Origin of the sequence: Thermobacillus xylanilyticus, from assembly GCF_907165215.1 — a bacterium.
GTDB classification, from domain to species: domain Bacteria; phylum Bacillota; class Bacilli; order Paenibacillales; family Paenibacillaceae; genus Thermobacillus; species Thermobacillus xylanilyticus.
The window spans coordinates 23225-42188 of sequence record NZ_CAJRAY010000095.1 but is presented as its reverse complement, the minus strand read 5'-3'; the positions used below and the strand labels follow the sequence as shown (position 1 = coordinate 42188).

At 62.8% G+C, this 18964-nt stretch carries 15 protein-coding genes; 9 read left to right on the top strand and 6 right to left on the bottom strand.

Annotation, left to right across the window (positions count from 1 at the left end; genetic code table 11):
• Positions 1–543 precede the first annotated feature (543 nt).
• Positions 544–2037 carry a UxaA family hydrolase gene (locus KJQ12_RS17955; protein ID WP_213486625.1) on the bottom strand — a complete coding sequence of 498 codons (1494 nt, stop codon included), beginning with the start codon at positions 2035–2037 and terminating at the stop codon, positions 544–546.
• Positions 2034–3518, bottom strand: a complete 1485-nt coding sequence (locus tag KJQ12_RS17950; RefSeq protein ID WP_213486622.1) for a tagaturonate reductase — start codon at positions 3516–3518, stop codon at positions 2034–2036. Before KJQ12_RS17950 ends, KJQ12_RS17955 begins: the two co-directional genes overlap by 4 nt.
• Positions 3519–3711: 193 nt before the next feature.
• Between KJQ12_RS17950 and KJQ12_RS17945 the strand changes: the two genes are divergently transcribed.
• Positions 3712–4581 carry an AraC family transcriptional regulator gene (locus tag KJQ12_RS17945; protein ID WP_213486619.1) on the top strand — a complete coding sequence of 290 codons (870 nt, stop codon included), beginning with the start codon at positions 3712–3714 and terminating at the stop codon, positions 4579–4581.
• 18 nt (positions 4582–4599) lie between these two features.
• On the opposite strand, the gene KJQ12_RS17940 is transcribed toward KJQ12_RS17945, so the two are convergent.
• Together KJQ12_RS17940 and KJQ12_RS17935 are read right to left on the bottom strand one after the other, a co-directional pair.
• Positions 4600–5307, bottom strand: coding sequence for a Crp/Fnr family transcriptional regulator (locus KJQ12_RS17940; RefSeq protein ID WP_213486617.1), 708 nt, complete (start codon positions 5305–5307; stop codon positions 4600–4602).
• 85 nt (positions 5308–5392) lie between these two features.
• Entirely contained in the window at positions 5393–6931 is a 1539-nt protein-coding gene (locus KJQ12_RS17935; protein WP_244860677.1) for an extracellular solute-binding protein, read from the bottom strand.
• A 147-nt stretch (positions 6932–7078) separates the two neighbouring features.
• Between KJQ12_RS17935 and KJQ12_RS17930 the strand changes: the two genes are divergently transcribed.
• Genes KJQ12_RS17930 through KJQ12_RS17920 form a run of 3 tightly spaced genes read left to right on the top strand, consistent with a single transcriptional unit; the run spans position 7079 to position 11336 of the window.
• On the top strand, positions 7079–8782 hold the full coding sequence (locus tag KJQ12_RS17930) for a sensor histidine kinase (RefSeq protein WP_213486612.1): 1704 nt from the start codon (positions 7079–7081) through the stop codon (positions 8780–8782).
• A complete protein-coding gene (locus tag KJQ12_RS17925; RefSeq protein ID WP_213486610.1) occupies positions 8779–10386 on the top strand; it encodes a response regulator in 1608 nt (535 codons plus the stop codon). Before KJQ12_RS17930 ends, KJQ12_RS17925 begins: the two co-directional genes overlap by 4 nt.
• 26 nt (positions 10387–10412) lie before the next feature.
• Positions 10413–11336, top strand: a complete 924-nt coding sequence (locus KJQ12_RS17920) for a S1 family peptidase (RefSeq protein ID WP_213486609.1) — start codon at positions 10413–10415, stop codon at positions 11334–11336.
• A gap of 59 nt (positions 11337–11395) precedes the next feature.
• On the opposite strand, the gene KJQ12_RS17915 is transcribed toward KJQ12_RS17920, so the two are convergent.
• Positions 11396–11971, bottom strand: a complete 576-nt coding sequence (locus KJQ12_RS17915; RefSeq protein ID WP_213486608.1) for a family 1 glycosylhydrolase — start codon at positions 11969–11971, stop codon at positions 11396–11398.
• A gap of 302 nt (positions 11972–12273) precedes the next feature.
• Here KJQ12_RS17915 and map point away from each other — a divergent pair, with 302 nt between their 5' ends.
• Together map and KJQ12_RS17905 are read left to right on the top strand one after the other, a co-directional pair.
• Positions 12274–13020 (top strand): type I methionyl aminopeptidase, encoded by a 747-nt coding sequence (gene map, locus KJQ12_RS17910; RefSeq protein WP_015253597.1) that lies wholly within the window; start codon positions 12274–12276, stop codon positions 13018–13020.
• Positions 13021–13201: 181 nt separating this feature from the next.
• On the top strand, positions 13202–14599 hold the full coding sequence (locus KJQ12_RS17905; RefSeq protein ID WP_244860676.1) for a M14 family metallopeptidase: 1398 nt from the start codon (positions 13202–13204) through the stop codon (positions 14597–14599).
• A gap of 33 nt (positions 14600–14632) precedes the next feature.
• On the opposite strand, the gene KJQ12_RS17900 is transcribed toward KJQ12_RS17905, so the two are convergent.
• Complete coding sequence (locus KJQ12_RS17900) at positions 14633–16072, bottom strand: S41 family peptidase (RefSeq protein WP_244860675.1); 1440 nt, start codon at positions 16070–16072, stop codon at positions 14633–14635.
• A 271-nt stretch (positions 16073–16343) separates the two neighbouring features.
• Between KJQ12_RS17900 and KJQ12_RS17895 the strand changes: the two genes are divergently transcribed.
• The 3 genes from KJQ12_RS17895 (at position 16344) to KJQ12_RS17885 (ending at position 18893) form a co-directional block, all read left to right on the top strand.
• Complete coding sequence (locus KJQ12_RS17895) at positions 16344–17141, top strand: Cof-type HAD-IIB family hydrolase (RefSeq protein ID WP_213486606.1); 798 nt, start codon at positions 16344–16346, stop codon at positions 17139–17141.
• 138 nt (positions 17142–17279) lie between these two features.
• Positions 17280–17852 carry a GNAT family N-acetyltransferase gene (locus tag KJQ12_RS17890; RefSeq protein ID WP_213486605.1) on the top strand — a complete coding sequence of 191 codons (573 nt, stop codon included), beginning with the start codon at positions 17280–17282 and terminating at the stop codon, positions 17850–17852.
• 81 nt (positions 17853–17933) lie between these two features.
• Positions 17934–18893: an MraY family glycosyltransferase gene (locus KJQ12_RS17885; protein WP_408646062.1), complete on the top strand. Its 960-nt coding sequence runs from the start codon at positions 17934–17936 to the stop codon at positions 18891–18893.
• Positions 18894–18964 lie beyond the last annotated feature (71 nt).

Sequence of the window (18964 nt, the reverse complement as noted above, 5' to 3'; positions counted from 1 at the left end):
TTTTTTATGTCCGAAAATCCTTACAAATCAAGGCCTTGGATTATTGCAAAACGCTCACTCTAAAACATACAACCAAACTACGATGGTAATAACCGGTTGCCATACAACGTCAAGATCGATTCTAGTGGTCACTTTGATTTTCTTTTTGACCTCGCCATGGCGCTTGTTTCGCTTCGTGAAGGTTTTAGGCATGTTTATCCTTTTCGACAAATCCAACCCGACACGGTCGCGTATCCTTTCCCCTTGAATGTATTGCCAAACTCTCACGATGGTCTCAATCCCACAGTTTCAATTTTGATGCGAGGTCTAGTCTTCAACCAGTTCAAACACGGTTATTGGAGTTTTTTACGGATTCTTATTCAAAAATCCTCTTTCCCAAGCCACCGCCATCGTACCCCCGCCATAAAATAAGGCCAACCAGAAATTCTGGCTGGCCAGATAAGAAAAAAAGCGGGGCTTGAGTTTCCTTACATTGTTCTACAGGCAACTGCCGATTAACACAGTATTCAGCATTTTGTAAATATTACTCACTTGTGCAAAGCGCTACAATACAACTCCGTCCTTGAAGATCGCGATCTCGCGGAACCCGTTGCGTTCATTCCGCGTGACCGCCTCCCCGGAAGCGACGGCGAGCAGCTTCTCCCACAGTTCCGCGGTGAGCTGCGGCATCGTCCGGTCCGCAAGCAGCCGGCCTGCGTCGAAGTCGATCCAGTTCTTCTTCCGCTCGGCCAGCTCGCTGTTCGTCGAGATTTTCACCGTCGGCACCGGACCGCCGAACGGCGTGCCGCGCCCGGTCGTGAAGAGCACGATCTGCGCGCCGGCCGCGGCCAGCGCCGTCACCGACACCTGGTCGTTGCCGGGCGCCTCGAGCAGGCTGAGGCCCGGCTTCGTCACCCGCCCGCCGTAGGGGATGACGTCGACGACGGTGGAAAAGCCGCCCTTCTGCGTGCAGCCGAGCGATTTTTCCTCGAGGGTCGTGATGCCGCCGTCCTTGTTGCCGGGCGACGGGTTCTCGTAGATCTCCTGGCCGTGGCGGATGAAATATTGCTTGAAATCGTTGATCAGCGACACGATTCGCCCGAACACCCGCTCGTCGCGCGCCCGGTTCATCAGAATCGTCTCCGCGCCGAACATCTCGGGCACTTCCGTCAGGATCGCCGCGCCACCCGAGGCGACGAGCCGGTCGGCCGCCGCGCCGACGAGCGGATTCGCCGTGATGCCGGAGAACCCGTCGGAGCCGCCGCATTTCAGCCCGATCTTCAGCTTCGAGACGGGCACGGGCTCGCGCTTGAAGGCAGCGGCGTATTCGGCCAGCTCGCCGAGCAGCTCGAGCCCGCGCTCCAGCTCGTCCTCCTCGTCCTGGACGTTCATGAAACGGATGCGGCGCGGATCGATCTCGCCGATCGCCTCGCGGAAGAGCTCGAGCCGGTTGTTCTCGCAGCCGAGCCCGACGACAAGCACGCCGGCCGCGTTCGGATGATGGACGAGCGACGCGAGCAGGCGCTGCGTGTACTTGAGGTCGTCGCCGAGCTGCGAGCAGCCGTAGGGGTGCGGGAAGTGGTGGACACCGTCGACGAGTCCGGCGTACCGCGCGCCGCCTTGCCGGGCGAGCGATTCGCACATCTTGTTGATGCAGCCGACCGTGTTGATGATCCACAGCTCGTTGCGGATGCCGGCTTCGCCGTTCTCCCGCACGTACCCCTGGAACGTCTTCTGCGCGAGCGGCTCCGCGGGAGGTGCCGGCGGGACGGGGGTGTAGCGATACTCGAGCAGCCCGGCGAGGCCCGTGCGCAGGTTGTGCGTGTGCACCCACACGCCGGGCGGCAGATCATCCTTCGCCTTGCCGATCGAATAGCCGAACTTGAGGACGTCCTCGTCCTTCTTCACCGGCCGGGTCAAAATCTTGTGCCCGCGCGGCACATCTTCCCTCAAGACCAGCCGCGTGCCGTCCTCCGGCTCCAGCGTCTCGCCCGCGGCCCACGGCCGGAGCGCCGTCACGACATGATCGGCGGGATGCAGCCGGATCCAGCCGTTCATGACTTCACGCCCCTCTCCCAGTTCTCGATGATGGCGGCAACCGTCTCCGCCAGGCCCGGCCAGCGGGACATGTCGCATCCCCACAGCCGCTCATCCGCCAGCAGCCGGCGCACCGCGCCGGAGGTTCCTTCGCCTCGTTCCGCTTCCCGCCAATGGTCCGCCGCGATCGCAAGCAAACCGGCGTCGTCCCGCACCGCGATGGGCGTACCGTCCAACGCATGCGACACATAGCCGCCGCTGCCGTCCGGGCGCACGCGGGCATAGCGCAGCAGTCCGGCCAGCCCTTCCGCGAGCCGCGGCGGAATCCGCCCGCCGCGCTCCGCGTACCAGGCGAGCGACGGCAGCAGCCGCACCCTGAACTTGCTCAGGCTGTTCATCGCGATATCCGACAGCCGGTGGCGGATGTACGGATTGGCGAACCGCTCGAACACCGAATCGGCATAAGCGCGCAAGGCCCCGTCCGCATCCGCCATCGCCGGCAGAATCTCGCCGTACACCGCTTCGCGCACCGCCGGACCGAGCGCGGGATGTTCGAGCGCCTCCCGCACCGTCCCGATGCCGTGCAGCAGCCCGATGGGCGCCATCCACGTGTGCGCGCCGTTCAGAATGCGCACTTTCCGCTCGCGGAAGGCGGCGAGATCGCCGGTGTAATGGACGTTGAGGCCCGCCTTCCTGAGGCCCAGCTCGTCATCCAGCTCCGGCTCGCCTTCGATCGCCCACAGGTGGTACGGTTCGGCGGTCGTCAGCATCGCATCCCGGTATCCCCAATCCGCGAACCAGCTTTCCGCCTGCTCCGCTTCCGGATAACCGGTCACGATCCGGTCCACCAGCGTGTTGAGGAACCGGTTATGTTGCGCAACCCACTCGCGGAACGCTTCCGGCCATCCCCAGTCGGCCGCATGGCGCAGCACGGCGTCCCGCAGCACGTCGCCGTTCCGTTCGGTCAGTTCGCAGGGCAGCAGGATGAGGCCGCGCCGCGGATCGCCGCCGAACACCCGCCATCGCTCGTAGAGCAGGCGGGCCGCCTTGCCCGGGAACGAGGGGATCGGCCCTTCGCCGAGCGGCTCGGGTTCGTAACGGAGCCCCGCTTCCGTCGTGTTCGAGACGATGAAACGCAGCTCCGGCTCGCGCGCCAGCGCGATGAAGCGCTCCCATTCCGCATAAGGGTCAAACGCTTGCGCGATCACCGTGACGATCTCCCGCCGCTCGACCGGCTTGCCGCCCTCGAGGCCGCGCGTCACCACCGTGAACAGCCCGTCCTGCGCCGCGAGCTGTTCGATCTTCGCCCTGCCCGTCGGGCGCGGCTGGACGACGGCGACCGTGCCGTCGAACAATCCTTTCGACCGGCTGACGTGCAGCATCCAGTCGACGAACGCCCGCAGAAAATTGCCCTCGCCGATCTGCAGCACCTTCACCAGACCGCCGGTTTGCACATCCACACCCGCGACTTCGTTCGCTGTTTCCCGATTCAAAGCCCGCATTCCCGGCACCTCCACCCTCGCGCTCACGCCTTTTGCTCCATATCCCCGTCGCTCAGTTTTTTCGGATATCCCCTTCGCTCAGGCGTTTTCACCCCCATTGTATCCCCCGCGGATCAGGTCATGGTATAGTCTGAAATTGCATGATTGTATCCGATTTTGATATTCTGGGGGCAAGCGATGAGGGGGAGTGCGCATGAAGCCGTTCCGCAAGCCGTTCTTCGGCGATCCGTCTTTTCCGTTCGAAATGGTGCACCGCGCGACGAAATACCCGCAGTTCGAACTGCCCGACCATCTGCACGACCGTTGCGAGATCGTCTACGTCCACAGCGGACGCGGCACCTTTTTCATCGACGATACGCTGTACGAGAAGGCGTCGGGCGACCTGTTCCTCATTCCCGGGGGCACGATCCACCGCGCTTTCCCCGACGCCGCCGATCCGATCGTATCCACGGCGGTTTTCTTCGCGCCGGCCTTCGCGGAAGCCGCCGTGCCGGACGGGTCCTATGCGCCGCTGGGCTGCTTTGAAGAGGCGCGCCGGGCCCGGCGCTGCCGGCTGGTGCCGCCGGAGCCGCTGAAGGCGCAGATCGAGGCGCTGCTGGAGGAAATTCACGAGGAGCTGACCGCCGCCCGCCCCGGCTACCGCGAGGCGGTCCGGCTCGCGCTCTGCCGGCTGCTGCTCTTGCTGAACCGGCATCTGCTGCCGGAACGCGACGGCGCCCCCGGCAGCGGCATCGGCCCGGCCTGGCTGCGGGAGGCGCTGCGCACGATCGACGCCAAGCCGGAAGCCGCGGGCAGCCTGTCGGAGCTCGCGGCCCGGGCGGGCGTGTCGGCCGCCCACTTCGCCCGCGTGTTCAAGCAGCATACGGGCATGAATGTGACAGATTTCGTGAATGCGAAGCGGATTCTGATGGCGAAGGAATTGCTGAGGGGAACGGACAGCAGCGTGGGGGCGGTCGCCGAGCGGTGCGGGTTCGACAGTCTGCCTCATTTTCACCGGGTGTTCAAGGCGCTGACGGGGATGACGCCGGGGGCGTTTCGCCGCGGCGGCAAGCCGGAATCCTGAATGCGGTCCGGCCGCGGCTTACCCATCGGTCGAAGCCGCCTCGCCCATCTCCCGCCGGAGCGCCTCCGGGTCGCGGATCACGATGCCGGACCGGCCGGCTTCGAGGATGCCTTCCCGCTTGAGCCGGTTCAGCAGCCGGCTCACCGTCTCGCGGGAGGTGCCGATGGCGCTGGCGATGTCCTGATGCGTCAGCGGCAGCCGGATGTAAATCGCCTCGCCGCGCCGCTCGCCGCAATGCTCCGCCAGATCGGCCAGGAACCGTAGCCCGCGGTCATGGGCGTCGAAGGTGCCCGCTTCCTGCAGCCGCTTCTGCAACACCATGATCTTATTGCTCATATCGCGAATGATCCGGATGGCCGGAGCGGAATGTTGTTCCAGGAAAAACTCGAACGGCCGCGCCGGCAGCGCGATCAGCACGGACGGCACGATCGTCTCGGCCGAGGCAGGATACGGCTGACCGCTGAACAGCACGGTATGCGGAAACATCTCGCCTTCCCGCAGAATGGAGACGATCCGCTCCCGGCCGGACTCGTCCGTCTTGAACGTCTTAACCAGGCCGCTGCTGACGAAATAGATCGCCTCGACTTCGGTGCCTTCCGTGAAAATGATCTCCTTCTTGCCGAACGATCGGCGCACGGCGATCGAAGCCAGCTGATCCATCTCGTCTTCCGTCAGTTCCTTGAAAATCTCGATCTGCCGCAGCAGCCCGCGGATATTGTAGCCCATGGTTTGCCTCCTCGCCGGCGGCGCATCGCGCCGAAAATAAACGCAATTTCTGCTTCTGTTTCGCGTGAGAACGCTCACCGTACGATCACGACCGCCTGAAGGCCCGCCAGGCGTTCACTTCCTCCGTTATCTGCCGGCCGCCGAGGTCGAGCCAGCGGTTCACGAAATCGTCGAACGCCTCGAGCGGCAGCCGGCCGTAGATGATCTGGTTGAACGTCTCTTCCTCCAGCTTCCGCAACACATCGCCCTTCTCGCGCTGCGTCGGCGTCGGCGCGCCCTGGTACTGGTCGATCCAGGAGCTGTCCTTCTGGGACAGCAGCACTTCCACCGTATTCGGCTGGCCTTCCGCCCGCCACCTCGACGGAATCCGGGCGCCGTCGAACGTGAGCGTATAATTCGCCACGCGCACGTATCCGCCCGGAACCCGCCGCGGATCCGTCGACGGGCGCCCTTCGTGATACGACCAGTCGTAGTTTTCCGCCAGGCCGTACTTGAGCTCGCCCTCGCGCAGTGCGTAAGTGTCGAACAGAAAGTTCTGGTACTTGAAGAAGTACTCGGGCTTCTCCATCTTGTTGCTGATCAGGACGGCGCCGTTGCGCGGCAGCGATCCGCGCCGCGCGACATGCCCGTCCGGCCCGGCGGGCAGCGGAATCGCGCGGAACTCGGCGCCCGTCATGTCGCCGAACGGCCAATAGACCATCCAATGCGGGCCGGCGATCATGCCGACCTTGCCCTGGATGAACGCTTCCTGGGCGGCGGTGCCGTCCATCAGCTCCGCCTCGCCCGGAATGAGCCCCTGGCGAAGCCATTCGCGCAAGACGGCGAGCGCCTCCTTCGCCCCCGGATGGATCGATCCGTAGATCAGCCGTCCGTCCTCGCCGGCATTCCATTGGGCGGGCACCGTTCCGTACATGCCGAACACCCAGCTGGCATCGCCCACCTGCGTGCTGACGCCGGAACCGAGTGCGACCGCCAGCGCCGCCGTATCATGGCGGCCGTTGCCGTCGGGATCGCCGAAGGTGAAGGCGCGCATCACCATCTCGAGCTCGTCGAGCGTCGCCGGCGGTTCCAGGCCGAGCTGCCGGAGCCAGTCCGTCCGGATCCACAGCACCGGATCGGAATGATATTCGTAATCGAGAATCGGGATCGCGTACCTTCGGCCGTCCCGCGTGAACGCTTCCCAGACATCGGCGTTCTCGTTCATCGCCTTCTTCCACGTCTCGGAGGCGTAGGCGTCGAACAGCGTGCCGACTTCCCGGAACTCCCCGGAATCGATCAACTCTTGAATAATCCCGCTGCGCGTCGCCACGACGTCCGGCACGTTCCGCTTGGCCGTCATTTCGAGCCGCAGCTTGGTGTCGAACAGGCTGGACGGCACGGTCCACAAATACTGGATCCGGATGCCGAGCCGCTGTTCGGCCCATCGCGTGTGCACGTTGTTTTCGAGCGTCTCACCGTACTTGAACACCATGTCCGGCGTAATGGCGCCGACGGTCGTCATGACGTAAGGCTGCCCGCCGTCATCCGCGGCCGGCTCTTCCGGCTTCCCGGCGGCGCCCGGCATAGAGCAGGCCGAGACGAGCACAAGCAGCAGCAGCGCGGCAGGCAGGCGAGTCGTCCGCATCCGAAGCAAGCGCCATTCCTCCCCAAGCCTTGTCTGTCTCCATTTTAGCGGATTGCCGCAGAAAATGCTCGGCGGACGCGACGGCAGACCCGTTTTTTGTGTACACTGGACCTATGGGAGAGACAGCGCCCAGGGGGGACTTCGGACGTGACGCGGAAGTGGAGTCTTTTTACCAAAATGGTGACGTTTCTGGCCTTGCTGCTGCTCGCCATCGCGGGCCTCTACGGCTATACGGTGGCCACATCCATCGACACCGTGCAGCAAGAGCTGGAGACTTCGCGTCTCAACCAGTTGAAGTTCCTGGCCGACATGCTCGAGAACGACATCGACCAGCTGACCCTGAACGCCTACAACCTGCTGCAGGACCAGAGCGTGCGCGATTACGCCATCCTGCCGTCCATTGAACATCTGGTGGACCGGAACCGGCTGAAGATGACGATATTGGAAAAATTGAAGCTGCAGAGCACCGCCAGCGCATGGACGAATACCCTGACGGTCTATTATCCGGAGACGGGCGACGTCCTGTCCTCGGACCCGATTCGGGCGCTCAAAGTTGAATACGATTTCAACGAGCTGCAGCCGGACCGATGGACGTTCGATCAGCTGACCGGCGAGTTCATCCTCTATGTCCGGGACCGGGAGGCCGGCGGCGATGTGAGCGTGGTGCTGTCCTTTTCCTCCGAGAACATCCGCAAGCTGCTTGCCTCCTACGAAAGCAACAGCCGGCCGTACCTGTATCATCCGTCGGGACGTTTCATCTTCGATTACAATATGGACAGCGTGACGGCGATCCGGATGGCCGGCCAGCTCTGGGGAAAAGAAATCGGCGACAGTCTGACGATGGTGACGGAAGCGAACGGCATGTCCTATCTGCTGAACGCGCTGCCGACCGTGCTCGACGGCTGGGTGCTGATCGAATTCACCCCGCTTGAACGCATCCTGCAGCCCATCCGCAAGAGCACGACGCTGTTCGCGGGTGCGACGGCCGCCCTGCTGTGCCTCGGCGTGGCGTTCGCGTTCGAACTGTACCGGAACGTGCAGCTTCCGATCCGGAAGCTCGTCACCAGCCTGGCCCGCTTCAGGGAAGGCGATTACGGCGTGCGCATCGGCTTCGAGCCCGCGCGGGAATTCCGTCTGCTGACGGAAGGATTCAACGAGATGGCGAAGCGGGTCGGCGATCTGATCGACAAGGTGCTGACCGAGCAGCTGCGCGCGAAGGAAGCGGAGTTCAAGCAGCTGCAGTCGCAGATCAATCCGCATTTCCTGTACAACTGCCTGTTCTTCATCAAGAGCAAGGCGCGGATCGGCGATACCGAGTCGGTCGAGGCGATGGCGCTCAGCCTCGGCGAATATTACCGCTACATGACCCGGACGGAGCAGGACATGGTCCCGCTGCGGAGCGAGCTCGACCTGATCCGCAATTATGTGTCGATCCTGAACCTGCGCAAGCCGCGCATCGATTATGTGACGGAGGTTTCCGAAGAGCTGATGGACCTGCGCATTCCGAGGCTGCTCCTGCAGCCGCTCGTCGAGAACGCCGTCATGCACGGCATCGAGCCGAAGCCGGGAAGGGGCACGATCCGGATCACCGGCAAGAGGCTCGGGGACGGGTTCGTGCTGACGGTCGAAGACGACGGCGTCGGCATGACGCCCGAGGCGCTTGCGAAGCTGCGCGGCCAGCTCCGGGGGCCGAAATCTGCCGAATCGGGCTGCGGCGTCTGGAACGTGCAGCAGCGCTTCCTCCGGAAATTCGGTCCGGGCGCGGTGCTCGAGGTGGACTCGGAGGCTGGAGAGGGAACGACGGTCACCCTGCGCTGCCAATTCCGGGAACAGGAGGTGTCCGCGGCATGAAGATCCTGCTTGTCGATGACGAACCGTTCGCGGTGGACGACCTGGCCTTGACGATCGATTGGGACAGGCTGGGCATCGAGGCGGTGTTCAAGGCGTACTCCGGAGCGGAGGCGCTCGACATCCTCGGCCGAAGGCCGATCGACATCGTCGTGACGGACATCACGATGCCCGGCATGTCCGGCCTGGAGCTGGCTGCCGTCATCCGGAAGAAATGGAAGCAGACGAAGGTGATCCTGCTGTCCGGTTACGCGGAGTTCGGCTATGCGCAGCAGGCGCTGGAGATCGGCGTGTCGGACTATTTGACGAAGCCGATCAGCGACGAGGCGTTCATGCGGAAGCTGGAGCACGTCATCCGGACGATCCGCCGGGAATGGCAGGAAATCGCGTCGTACGAGCGGGCGGTCAGCATTTTCGAGGAGCATCTGCCGCTTCTCCGCAACAATCTGCTCCGCGACCTGATCCAGGGCAAAAAAATATCCCCCGACCGGCTCGTTTCGCAGCTTGCGAAGTTCCAGCTTCCGTTCGAGGCGGGCTGCCGGGTCGCGCTGATGACGATGCGGCTGGAGGGGTTTCATTCGTTCTCGGCGGACGATATGTTCCTGTTCGAATACGCGATCGACAATATCGCCCGCGAGCTGTACGCCGATGAATTCGCGCTGTGGAACTGCAAGGACGAGCTCGGCCATCTCGTGTACGCGGTGAAGCCGGCGGGCGGAGCGGACGGAGACCCGGACGGCGAATCCTGCGCCAGGATCACCTTGCTGGCGGAAGAGCTGCAGCGCAACGTCGAGCAATATTTGCGCGGACGCGTCTCGGTCGTCATCAGCCGGACGGGCATCCTGCCGGACGACCTCCCCGGACTGTACCAGTCGTCGCTCGGCCTGCTTCGCCGTTATATCGGAAGCGAACACGGCTTCTTCATGACGATGGACCGCGATGACGCGCCCGCGGACGTCGCCGTCTTGACCCGGTTGTACGAGCCTCCGTCTTTCATGCAGCTGTTCGAATCCGACCAGTGGGAGAACGCGATGGAGAAGCTCGAAGCGGTGTTCGCGGAACTGTCCGCAAAACGCATCGACACCGCTGAACATCTCCGCGAGATTCACAGCCAGCTGCTCGCCGCGTGCTTCTATATCGCGCACAAGAACGGCAAGATGCTGTCCGATCTGGCGGGCGCCGATCTGGCCGACCGGGAGCCGCCGCCGGATGCGGCGGAGTTGAAAGAATGGGCCGCGCAATTGGCAACCCGCATCCGGAGCGAACTGGAAGCCGAGATGAACAATACGCGCAGACAGCTCGTCCGGCAGGTGCACGAATACATTGACGCCAACCTGGAATCGGCAACGCTGCAATCGATCGCGCATCACGTGTCGCTTCACCCCGTCTATTTGTCCAAAGTGTACAAACAGGAGACGGGACAGAATATCAGCGATGCCATCTATCGCAGAAAGATGGAACAGGCCACGCATCTGCTTCGCAACACCCGCCTGAAAATTTACGAGATCACCACCATGCTCGGCTATTCCAATGCGCATTATTTCATCAAATTGTTCAAGGAATATTCCGGTCTCACGCCGCAGGAATACCGGGACCGGGCGGAATGAGGTTCGGGGATTGAGGAGGAACCGGCTTGCTTAAGGGCAACAACGACAACGGAAATCAACCGCCGCATGAGCCGGAGCCGGAGCAAGGCTCCGTTCATGAGCGGCTCGGCGGGACCCATGAGCCGGGCGGCGGGATAGAGCCGATTCACGGGACGGATGAGCCGTACACGGATCACAATGATGATCCCGATGATGATCTTGATGCGGACATGGATGATGAGCCGCCCGCAAGGCGCAAATGGTTCAGGAACGCCGTCATCGGGCTGCTCGTTGCCGCCTTGATCGGCAACATCCTGGCGTTTTGGCCCCAAATCTACAACATGCAGACGCTGCCGCTTCTGTTCAAATCCAGGGAACTGTCCGGCCGCGAGGAAGTCCGGCACTACAAGAAAGCCGTTGTCCTGGTCGCCACGGACAAAGGCAAAGGATCAGGGTTCCATGTTTCGGACGGGTACATTGTCACCAACTATCACGTGATCGAAGACGCCGCTTATTTCATCGTTGAATTTCCCGGGGAAAACGCAAGATTTGCGGCGGACGTCGTCCGATTTGACCCGGATTTGGATCTTGCCGTCCTGCAGGTGGACAGCGGGGGAAAGCGGCTGCCGGCGATTGAAATCGAGCGGGAACACGATTGGGAACCCGGCGCGCACGTCTATGTGATCGGCAATCCGCTGGATCTCAAGCAGATCGCAAGCGAAGGCAAAGTGCTGGGCATGCTGCCGATTCAGGGCCGAAGCCAACCGGTTATGGCGATCGACGCGCCGGTGCACAAGGGGAGCAGCGGCAGCCCGGTCATCAACGAGCATGGCCGCGCCATCGCCGTCATCTACGCCGCGGGTGAAATCATGGATCAGGGCGGAAAGAAACAGGTCGGACTCGCCGTGCCGCTCCGGGATCTGGATGCGTTGCTGCCCGAGTTGCCGGAGCATGAAGCAGGCGGGCCGTGAAGCACGCAACAAGAAACCGGCTTCGCATCAAATGCGAAGCCGTTTGGCGTTCAAGGGGATCAGGACGGATAGGCAAGGCTGCCGCCGGCGCTATCGATCCGGTACCGGCTTGCCATCGCCTCGACCGGATTCCGGCCGAATGCGCGCAGCCACTTCAGCTCCCTGGCAGCCGCGTCCCACGGTTCATGCGGCCGGTTCCGGATGACCGCGACTTTTCCGAAGTGGCTGTGCAGGTTGTCGATATAGGTCTGGTAACGTTCTTCCGATTTCACATTCACCCAGCCGCCATCGAGCCGCACCCACAGCGGCCGCTCCCAGCGGCAGGCGGCGATGATCGGCGTCATGCCGTATTGACGGATCGTTTCGATCAGCCCGAGGCAGCGTTTGATGCCGTCTTCATTCGGCGTTCCGTCGATCTGCAAGACTGCGGGCCACAGCAGTTCGAATTGCACGGCGCGGTATCCCATGGCGGCCAGCACGCCGATATCCTCGGGACGGAGCAGCCTGCTGCCGTCCGATTCCGCCACATGCCGGTTCCAAATATCGCTGACCGCCTTCCCGCCTGCCGCGTCCCCGCTTTTCGTCCGGGTGCCGGCATGCTGCTTCTGGATTCGGTACGATCCCCAAAAGGCCATGAGCGACATCCCCCTTTTCAGTATTCGTACCGCAAGTCGTTGATGCAAGCCGCATCTTAGCGGTTCTGATTCCATTGTAGCGCCGGGGGGGATGGGCTGACATAACAAGAATGCAAGATCGATACCCCGATCATAACTTCTTGCCGGACCGGTCAAGTTTTGAACTTACTTGGTGAAAGAATGCACATCGGACGGCCATTTGTGATAGAGTGTTCATGAAAAGGCGATCGTCAATCGGCGATACCGGACGAGACAGCAATGCAAGACCGATCCCACGTCAAGCAGAGAAAGGAAGAACGACGATGATCGAACTGAAAAGCAGACGCGATATCGAGGCGATGCGCCGGGCGGGACAGGTGGTGGCCGAATGCCATCGCCAAATCGCGCGCATGATCAAGCCCGGCGTGACGACGATGGAGATCGACAGGCTCGTCGAATCGATCATGGCGGAGCATGGCGCAAGACCTTACCAGATCGGCTACAAGGGATACCCTTACGCCACGTGCGCCTCTGTCAACGACGTGATCGCGCACGGTTTTCCGAACGATGAGCCGCTGAAGGAAGGCGACATTGTCACAATCGACACGGTCGCGGAGCTGGACGGCTGGCTGGGCGATTCGGCGTGGACTTACGCCGTCGGCCGCGTCTCGCCCGAAGCCGAGCGGCTCATGCGGGTGACGCGCGAATGCCTGGAGCTCGGCATTGCACAGGCGAAGGTCGGCAACCGGCTCGGCGACATCGCCCACGCCATCCAGACGCATGCCGAGCGGAACGGCTACGGCGTCGTGCGCGATCTGCTGGCCCACGGCATCGGCCGCAGCCTGCATGAAGAGCCGGGCTACATGCACGTGGGCAAACCGGGCAAGGGGCTGCGCCTGAAAGAAGGCATGGTGTTCACCATCGAGCCGATGCTTACGGAGGGCACCTATTTCATGACGATCGACGAGGACGGCTGGACCGCGCGCACGCTGGACGGCAAACGGGCGGCCCAGTACGAGCATGTCGTCGCCATCACGGCGGACGGACCGGAGATCCTGACAGCGCAGTAACTTTATCGCTGCAGTGTGTAATATTGCCGGCACGAAATGGCATGATGCCGAAGGATTTCGCCGTTTGACGTCGAATTGAGGTCAATCCGGAGAGCGCGCCGCGCTCTTCTGACTTCAACTTTCGACGAAACGGGGTTCTTCGGCATTGCTGCGTTATTGGGGACTTGTCTTATTGTCTGTCGTGTTGATTTCGGCTTTGCCTGCAGCGGCTGCGGAACCTGCATCGGCCTCGGCATCGCGGCCGGCCGCCGGCGTCGTCAATCCGAAGCAAGTGTATTCGTATGACATCATGGTGCGCGATCTGAAGCAGCTGGAGGAGACCTATCCCGGACTGATCCGTCTGCATGCCATCGGCGAGAGCGAATACGGACGCGATATCTGGGCGGCCGATCTCGGTCTCGGCGACGCGTACGTCATGCTGAACGGCTCCCACCATGCCCGCGAATGGATCACCACCATTCTGATCATGTCCATGCTGGATCATTACGCGCAGGCGTATGTACGGAACGAAACGTGGAACGGCGCGCCGGTCCGCGACTTGCTGCACCGCGTCACGTTCCGGTTCGTGCCGATGGTCAATCCCGACGGCGTCACCCTGCAGCAGTTCGGGCTGTCGGCTTTTCCGGAAGAGGCCCGCGCGGATCTCATTGCCATGAACGGCGGAAGCAGCAACTTCAAAAGGTGGAAAGCGAATGCGAAGGGGATCGACCTGAACCGGCAGTACCCGGCGGATTGGGAGAATATCAACCAGCCGGGATCCGGGCCTTATTACATGAATTACAGAGGCAAGGAACCGCTTGCGGCGAAGGAAGCGCAGGCGATGGCGGAAGCGACGAAGGAGACGAATCCGGAGATCGCCGTCGCGTATCATTCGTCCGGCGAGATCGTCTACTGGCATTTCCATACGAAACCGGAGCATGTCGCCCGCGACCGCGCCATCGCGACCCGGTATGCCGGGATGACGGGCTACCGGCTCGTCCAGCCCGCCGCCAACCCTTCCGGCGGCGGATACACGGACTGGTTCATCCAGTCGTTCGGCCGTCCGGGGCTTACGGCCGAACTCGGCCGCCCGGCCGGCGAGACGAACGTGCCGCTCTCCGAATGGGAGCGGATCTGGCCGCGGCATCGCGATACGGGCTGGATGCTCGCCGGGGAAGCGTACAATCTGTGGCTGGCGCGCCAGACCGCCGCCTACGCGTCCGGCGAGATCCGGCTGACGGCCGAGCAGCCGGCTTACCGCTGGCCGGACCATCGGTCGGCGAAGCTCGGGACGCTCTATCCGGGGCGCTACAAGCTGCTCCGCACGAAAGGCGGCTGGGCGGAGATCGCGACGGAAGCCGGCCCGCGCTGGGCCTGGGCCGGCCGCTCGCCGTCCGGCACGTTCGAGCCGCTCGGCGGCATCCCGGTGCGGCTGGCGCCGGACATGGCGCAGTATTTGTCGCCGCTCGATGCGGCGCCGGCCCCGCAGCCGCTCGACGCGCCGTCGGCGACGGCGCTGGAGCGGTGGAACGACTGGATCATGGTCGTGACGCCGCAAGGCACGCGCTGGGTGAAGGAAGCGAATTTGTTCGGGGAATGATCCGCGCCCCGGCCGGCGGATGGGCTGCAGAAATTACTTGCCCTCGATCATCCCGCGCAGCGTGCGCACCGCTTCCTTGAGCTGCGGGTCTTCTTCCTTCAGCTTCGTCCGCAGCCGGTCCATCAGTTTGAACGCCGTGCGTCCGCTGATCGTGCCCGTCGGCGTCAGCCGCTCGTCACGCTGGAACCGCTCGACCGCCGCGGCCGTCCGCTCGTCGTAGATCCCTTCGGGCTCGCCCGGATCGTAGCCGACCGCTTCCAGCATCAGTTCCGCCGTCCGCACGTCCTGGCCGAGCGAACCTACCTTGAGCACTTCGTCCGTCGGCAGCACCGGCAGCGAGGCGTATTCCGGAAGCCCGACCTCGACATGCGGCTCGATGCCGACCTTGTTGATTCTGCCGCCGCTCGGGGTCACCCATTCCGACTCCGTCAGCTTCAGCACCGATCCGTCCTTGAGGGGGCGGAACGTCTGCACGACGCCCTTGCCGAACGTCTTCATGCCGACGAGCTTCGCTCCGGCCGAATCGCGCAGCGCCGCGGCCAGCACCTCGGCCGAGCTGGCCGAGCTCTCGTCGATGAGCACGGTGATCGGCTTATCCCACGCTTTGCTCTGCGTCGAGGTATAGGTGATCCGCCGCTTCTCGTCCTTGTACACCACTTCGAGGATGACCTTGTCCTTCGGAATGAGCCGGCTGGCCACTTCAAGGGTCGAGCTGAGCAGTCCGCCCGGATTGGAGCGGAGATCGAGCAGGAGCCCTCTCATGCCTTGCGCGAGCAGCTCGTCGACCGCTTTCCCGAACTCTTTGCCGGTGCCTTCCGCGAACCGCGTAATCTGCACTTTGCCGATGCCGTCATCCAGCATCTCCGCGTAGACCGTCGTCACCGGAATCTCTTCCCGCACGAGCGTCACGTCGAACGGCTCCGTCAGGCCGTCGCGCCTGATGGTGATCGTCACCTTCGTGCCGACTTCGCCGCGCGTCCGGCTGACGAGCTCCTGCATCGTCTTGCCCTTCATGGACACGCCGTCCACGGCGACGATGACATCGTCCTTGCGGATGCCGGCCTCATCCGCCGGCGCGCCCTTGTAGGCCGACGTGACGACGAACTCGCCGTCTTCCTCGCGGATCTCGACGCCGATCCCGACGATATGGTCGTCGTACCGCTGCACATACTCCTTGCCCTCTTCCCCGGCATAATAGGCCGAGTAGGGGTCCCGCAGCGACGCCGCCATCCCCTTCGCCGCTCCGTGAATCAGCTCGGAAGAATCGGCGCCGTACAAGTAATCGCTCATGATTTCCCGGTAGGTATAGTCCAGATTGGCAAAAGCGGGATCCTTCAGCATCGGATACCGCTCCATCATCCACCATCTCCCGGCCAGAAAACCCGCGGCGGCCGTGACCAGCAGGACCGCCAGGACAACGAGCAGCCCCGCTCCCTGCCGCTTCATCTTCGAATCCGTCTCCATCTTTCGCATCGCTCCGTTCACTCCAGTCGCATACTCCACGATACCGCATTCCGGACATGGCTTCAAGCGAATCCCGGGTTGGACATGATCCAGCATATGCGGCGAGGCGGCGGGACAGAACGTTTTGAAGCGGCAAAACCGGGCGGCGCAAGCTCCATCCGGCCGAGGCTTGCGGCATCCGCATGTTGCCGCGCAAGCCGGCATTGCGCTACAATCGGTCTGACAGATACGGGGCCGGCAAGTTGTGCCGACAGCCCGAAACAAAGGAGCGGGAGAAACCATGTACCGACTGATCGCCATTGACATCGACGACACGCTGCTGACCGACGACGGGCGCATCACGGACGCGACGCGGGCCGCGCTCGCCGAAGCCGTGAAACGGGGCGTCACGGTGACGCTGGCCACGGGCCGGATGTTCGCCTCGGCCAGCCGGATTGCCGAGCAGATCGGGCTGAACGTGCCGATCATCACCTACCAGGGAGCGCTCGTCAAAACGCCGTTCGACGGCAATGTGCTGTACGAGCGGAACGTGCCGGCGGACGCCGCGCGGGAAATTCTGGACTACTGCCGGCGGAACGGCCTGCACTTGCAGCTTTACACGGAAGACGAACTCTACGCGGCCGAAGACAACGACAAGGTTCGGGAATATGCCGAACGTTCCGACGTGCCCTATCGCGTGGAACCCGATCTCGACAAGCTGATCGACAGGCCGCAATCGAAAATGCTGATCATCGGCGATCCGGACGAGCTCGACCGGATCGCGGACGAGCTGAGACCGGTTTACAAAGGCCGCGTCCATATCACGAAATCCAAACCGAACTATCTCGAATTCCTCCATCCGGAAGCGACGAAGGGGCATGCGCTTGCCGCGCTCGCCCGCCATGTCGGCTGCACCATGGAGCAGACCATCGCCGTCGGCGATTCCTGGAACGACCGCGAGATGATCGAAGCCGCCGGCCTCGGCGTCGCCATGGGCAATGCGATCGAATCGCTGAAAGCGATCGCCGGCTTCGTCACGAAGACGAACAATGAAGACGGCGTCAAGCACGTCATCGATACCTTTATTCTGAATTCATGAAATCCTGAAATTTCCTTACCGGCGGCAATGTCTTCGCCGTGCGTCCGTAGTATAATGGAAGCGAAGCGGAAGATGTGCCGCCCTGTTTTTAAGCCGAAGAGAAAACGCTTCCACAAATCCCGCGCGGAGGTGCTTCCCATGGCCAGATTCACGGTCGACGAGCAGACGGAACTGGTGCAGCTGTCCGCGGAGCATGCGGACGAATTGTTTCGGCTCATCGAGGTCCACAGGGAATGGCTGTCGCAATGGTTTGCCTGGCCGGCAGGCGTCCGGTCGCCCCTCGATTCCCTGACGTTCATCCGGCGTCTGGACACGCAATGGAAGGACGACGAAGCCGCAGGATTCGGACTGTTCACGGACGGCAAACTGATGGGCGTCGTGGAGCTTTCGCATCTCGATTCGGCGGACCGCTGCGGACGGCTCGGATTTTGGCTCGCCCCGGCCGCCGGCGGACGCGGCCGCATGACGCGAGCCTGCGAGGTGCTCACCGGATGGGCATTCGAGAAGGCCGAGTTGAACCGGCTGGAGATCCGCACGACCGTGGACAACGCCCGCGGCAGGGCCGTGCCGGAGCGCCTCGGTTTCAAGCTCGAAGGGATCGCGCGCCAGGCGAAACGGCTGGGCGACCGCTACGCGGACGTGGCCATCTACGCCATGCTGGCATCGCAATGGCTGGAAATGAGCCGGCTGGCAAGGCACATCGGATATTGACGCAAAATAGCGAAACTTTTCCATCCCGACAGTCGTCTATACTGTCGGGATTATTTTTTTTACCGGAGATGATTGGGCACAGTGCTATACATACTCGCATTTCTGGTCTCATTCGCCGTCGTCTATCTGCTGATTCCGCCGCTCGGGCGGCTTGCGTTCCGGCTCGACTTCGTGGACAAGCCGCGGGAAGGGGTCGAGCGGAAGCTGCACCGCGAGCCGATTCCGCTCACCGCCAGCTACGCCATTTATCTCGGCTTCGCCACCGCCTATCTTATGCTGGCCGAGTGGAACGGCTACGAGACCATGGCCGTGCTCGCCGGCGGCGCGTTGCTGCTTGTCATCGGCACCATCGACGACTGGTACAAAACCCAGGGCCGCGATTTCCCCTCGCTGCCGAAAGCGCTTGTCCAGATAGCGGCCGCCGTGCTCGTCTATCTGTCGGGCATCGAATTTTCCGGCTTCTACAATCCGCTGATCGACGACTATGTGCTGCTGCCCGGATGGCTGCAGTGCGTGCTGACGATTCTGTGGATCTTCGGCGTGACGACCGTCATCAATTTCTCGGACGGCATGGACGGGCTGGCCGGCACGCTGTCCGCCATTTCCGCCGGCACGCTGTTCATCGTCGCCCTCGTGAAGGGGCAGAGCCATTCGGCGATGATGGCAATCATCCTGCTCGCCGCGGCAATCGCTTACCTGAAATACAACAAGCCCCCGGCCAAAATTTTCATGGGCGACGCCGGCGCGACTTTCCTCGGCTTCGTGCTGTCCGTCATCGCGCTCGACGGCGTGTTCAAGCAGGCGACGCTGCTGTCGCTGTTCATTCCGATTCTTGCGCTCGGCGTGCCGATCTTCGACAACCTGTTCGTCGTATTCAAGCGGCTCATCCAGGGCAAGCCGATCTATCAGGCGGATGCCAGCCAGGTCCATTATCGGCTGCTGCGGGCCGGATACAACAATCGGCAGGCGCTGGCGCTGCTCGGCTTGCTGAGCCTCTGCCTCGGCCTGTCATCCATCATTCTGCTGCTGGTAGAGGCTTGAGTATCACATGGGGCAGAAAAAGGCTGTTTCCGCCGCGGGCACCGGAAGTGCCCGGTCCGTCGGAAACAGCC

Coding starts and splice junctions, on each gene's coding strand:
- KJQ12_RS17940 (WP_213486617.1), bottom strand. CDS start 5,307: ATGGGCTACAATATCCGCGGGCTGCTGCGGCAGATCGAGATTTTCAAG.
- KJQ12_RS17890 (WP_213486605.1), top strand. CDS start 17,280: ATGGCCAGATTCACGGTCGACGAGCAGACGGAACTGGTGCAGCTGTCC.
- map (WP_015253597.1), top strand. CDS start 12,274: ATGATCGAACTGAAAAGCAGACGCGATATCGAGGCGATGCGCCGGGCG.
- KJQ12_RS17915 (WP_213486608.1), bottom strand. CDS start 11,971: ATGGCCTTTTGGGGATCGTACCGAATCCAGAAGCAGCATGCCGGCACC.
- KJQ12_RS17945 (WP_213486619.1), top strand. CDS start 3,712: ATGAAGCCGTTCCGCAAGCCGTTCTTCGGCGATCCGTCTTTTCCGTTC.
- KJQ12_RS17950 (WP_213486622.1), bottom strand. CDS start 3,518: ATGCGGGCTTTGAATCGGGAAACAGCGAACGAAGTCGCGGGTGTGGAT.
- KJQ12_RS17955 (WP_213486625.1), bottom strand. CDS start 2,037: ATGAACGGCTGGATCCGGCTGCATCCCGCCGATCATGTCGTGACGGCG.
- KJQ12_RS17895 (WP_213486606.1), top strand. CDS start 16,344: ATGTACCGACTGATCGCCATTGACATCGACGACACGCTGCTGACCGAC.
- KJQ12_RS17925 (WP_213486610.1), top strand. CDS start 8,779: ATGAAGATCCTGCTTGTCGATGACGAACCGTTCGCGGTGGACGACCTG.
- KJQ12_RS17935 (WP_244860677.1), bottom strand. CDS start 6,931: ATGCGGACGACTCGCCTGCCTGCCGCGCTGCTGCTGCTTGTGCTCGTC.
- KJQ12_RS17900 (WP_244860675.1), bottom strand. CDS start 16,072: ATGCGAAAGATGGAGACGGATTCGAAGATGAAGCGGCAGGGAGCGGGG.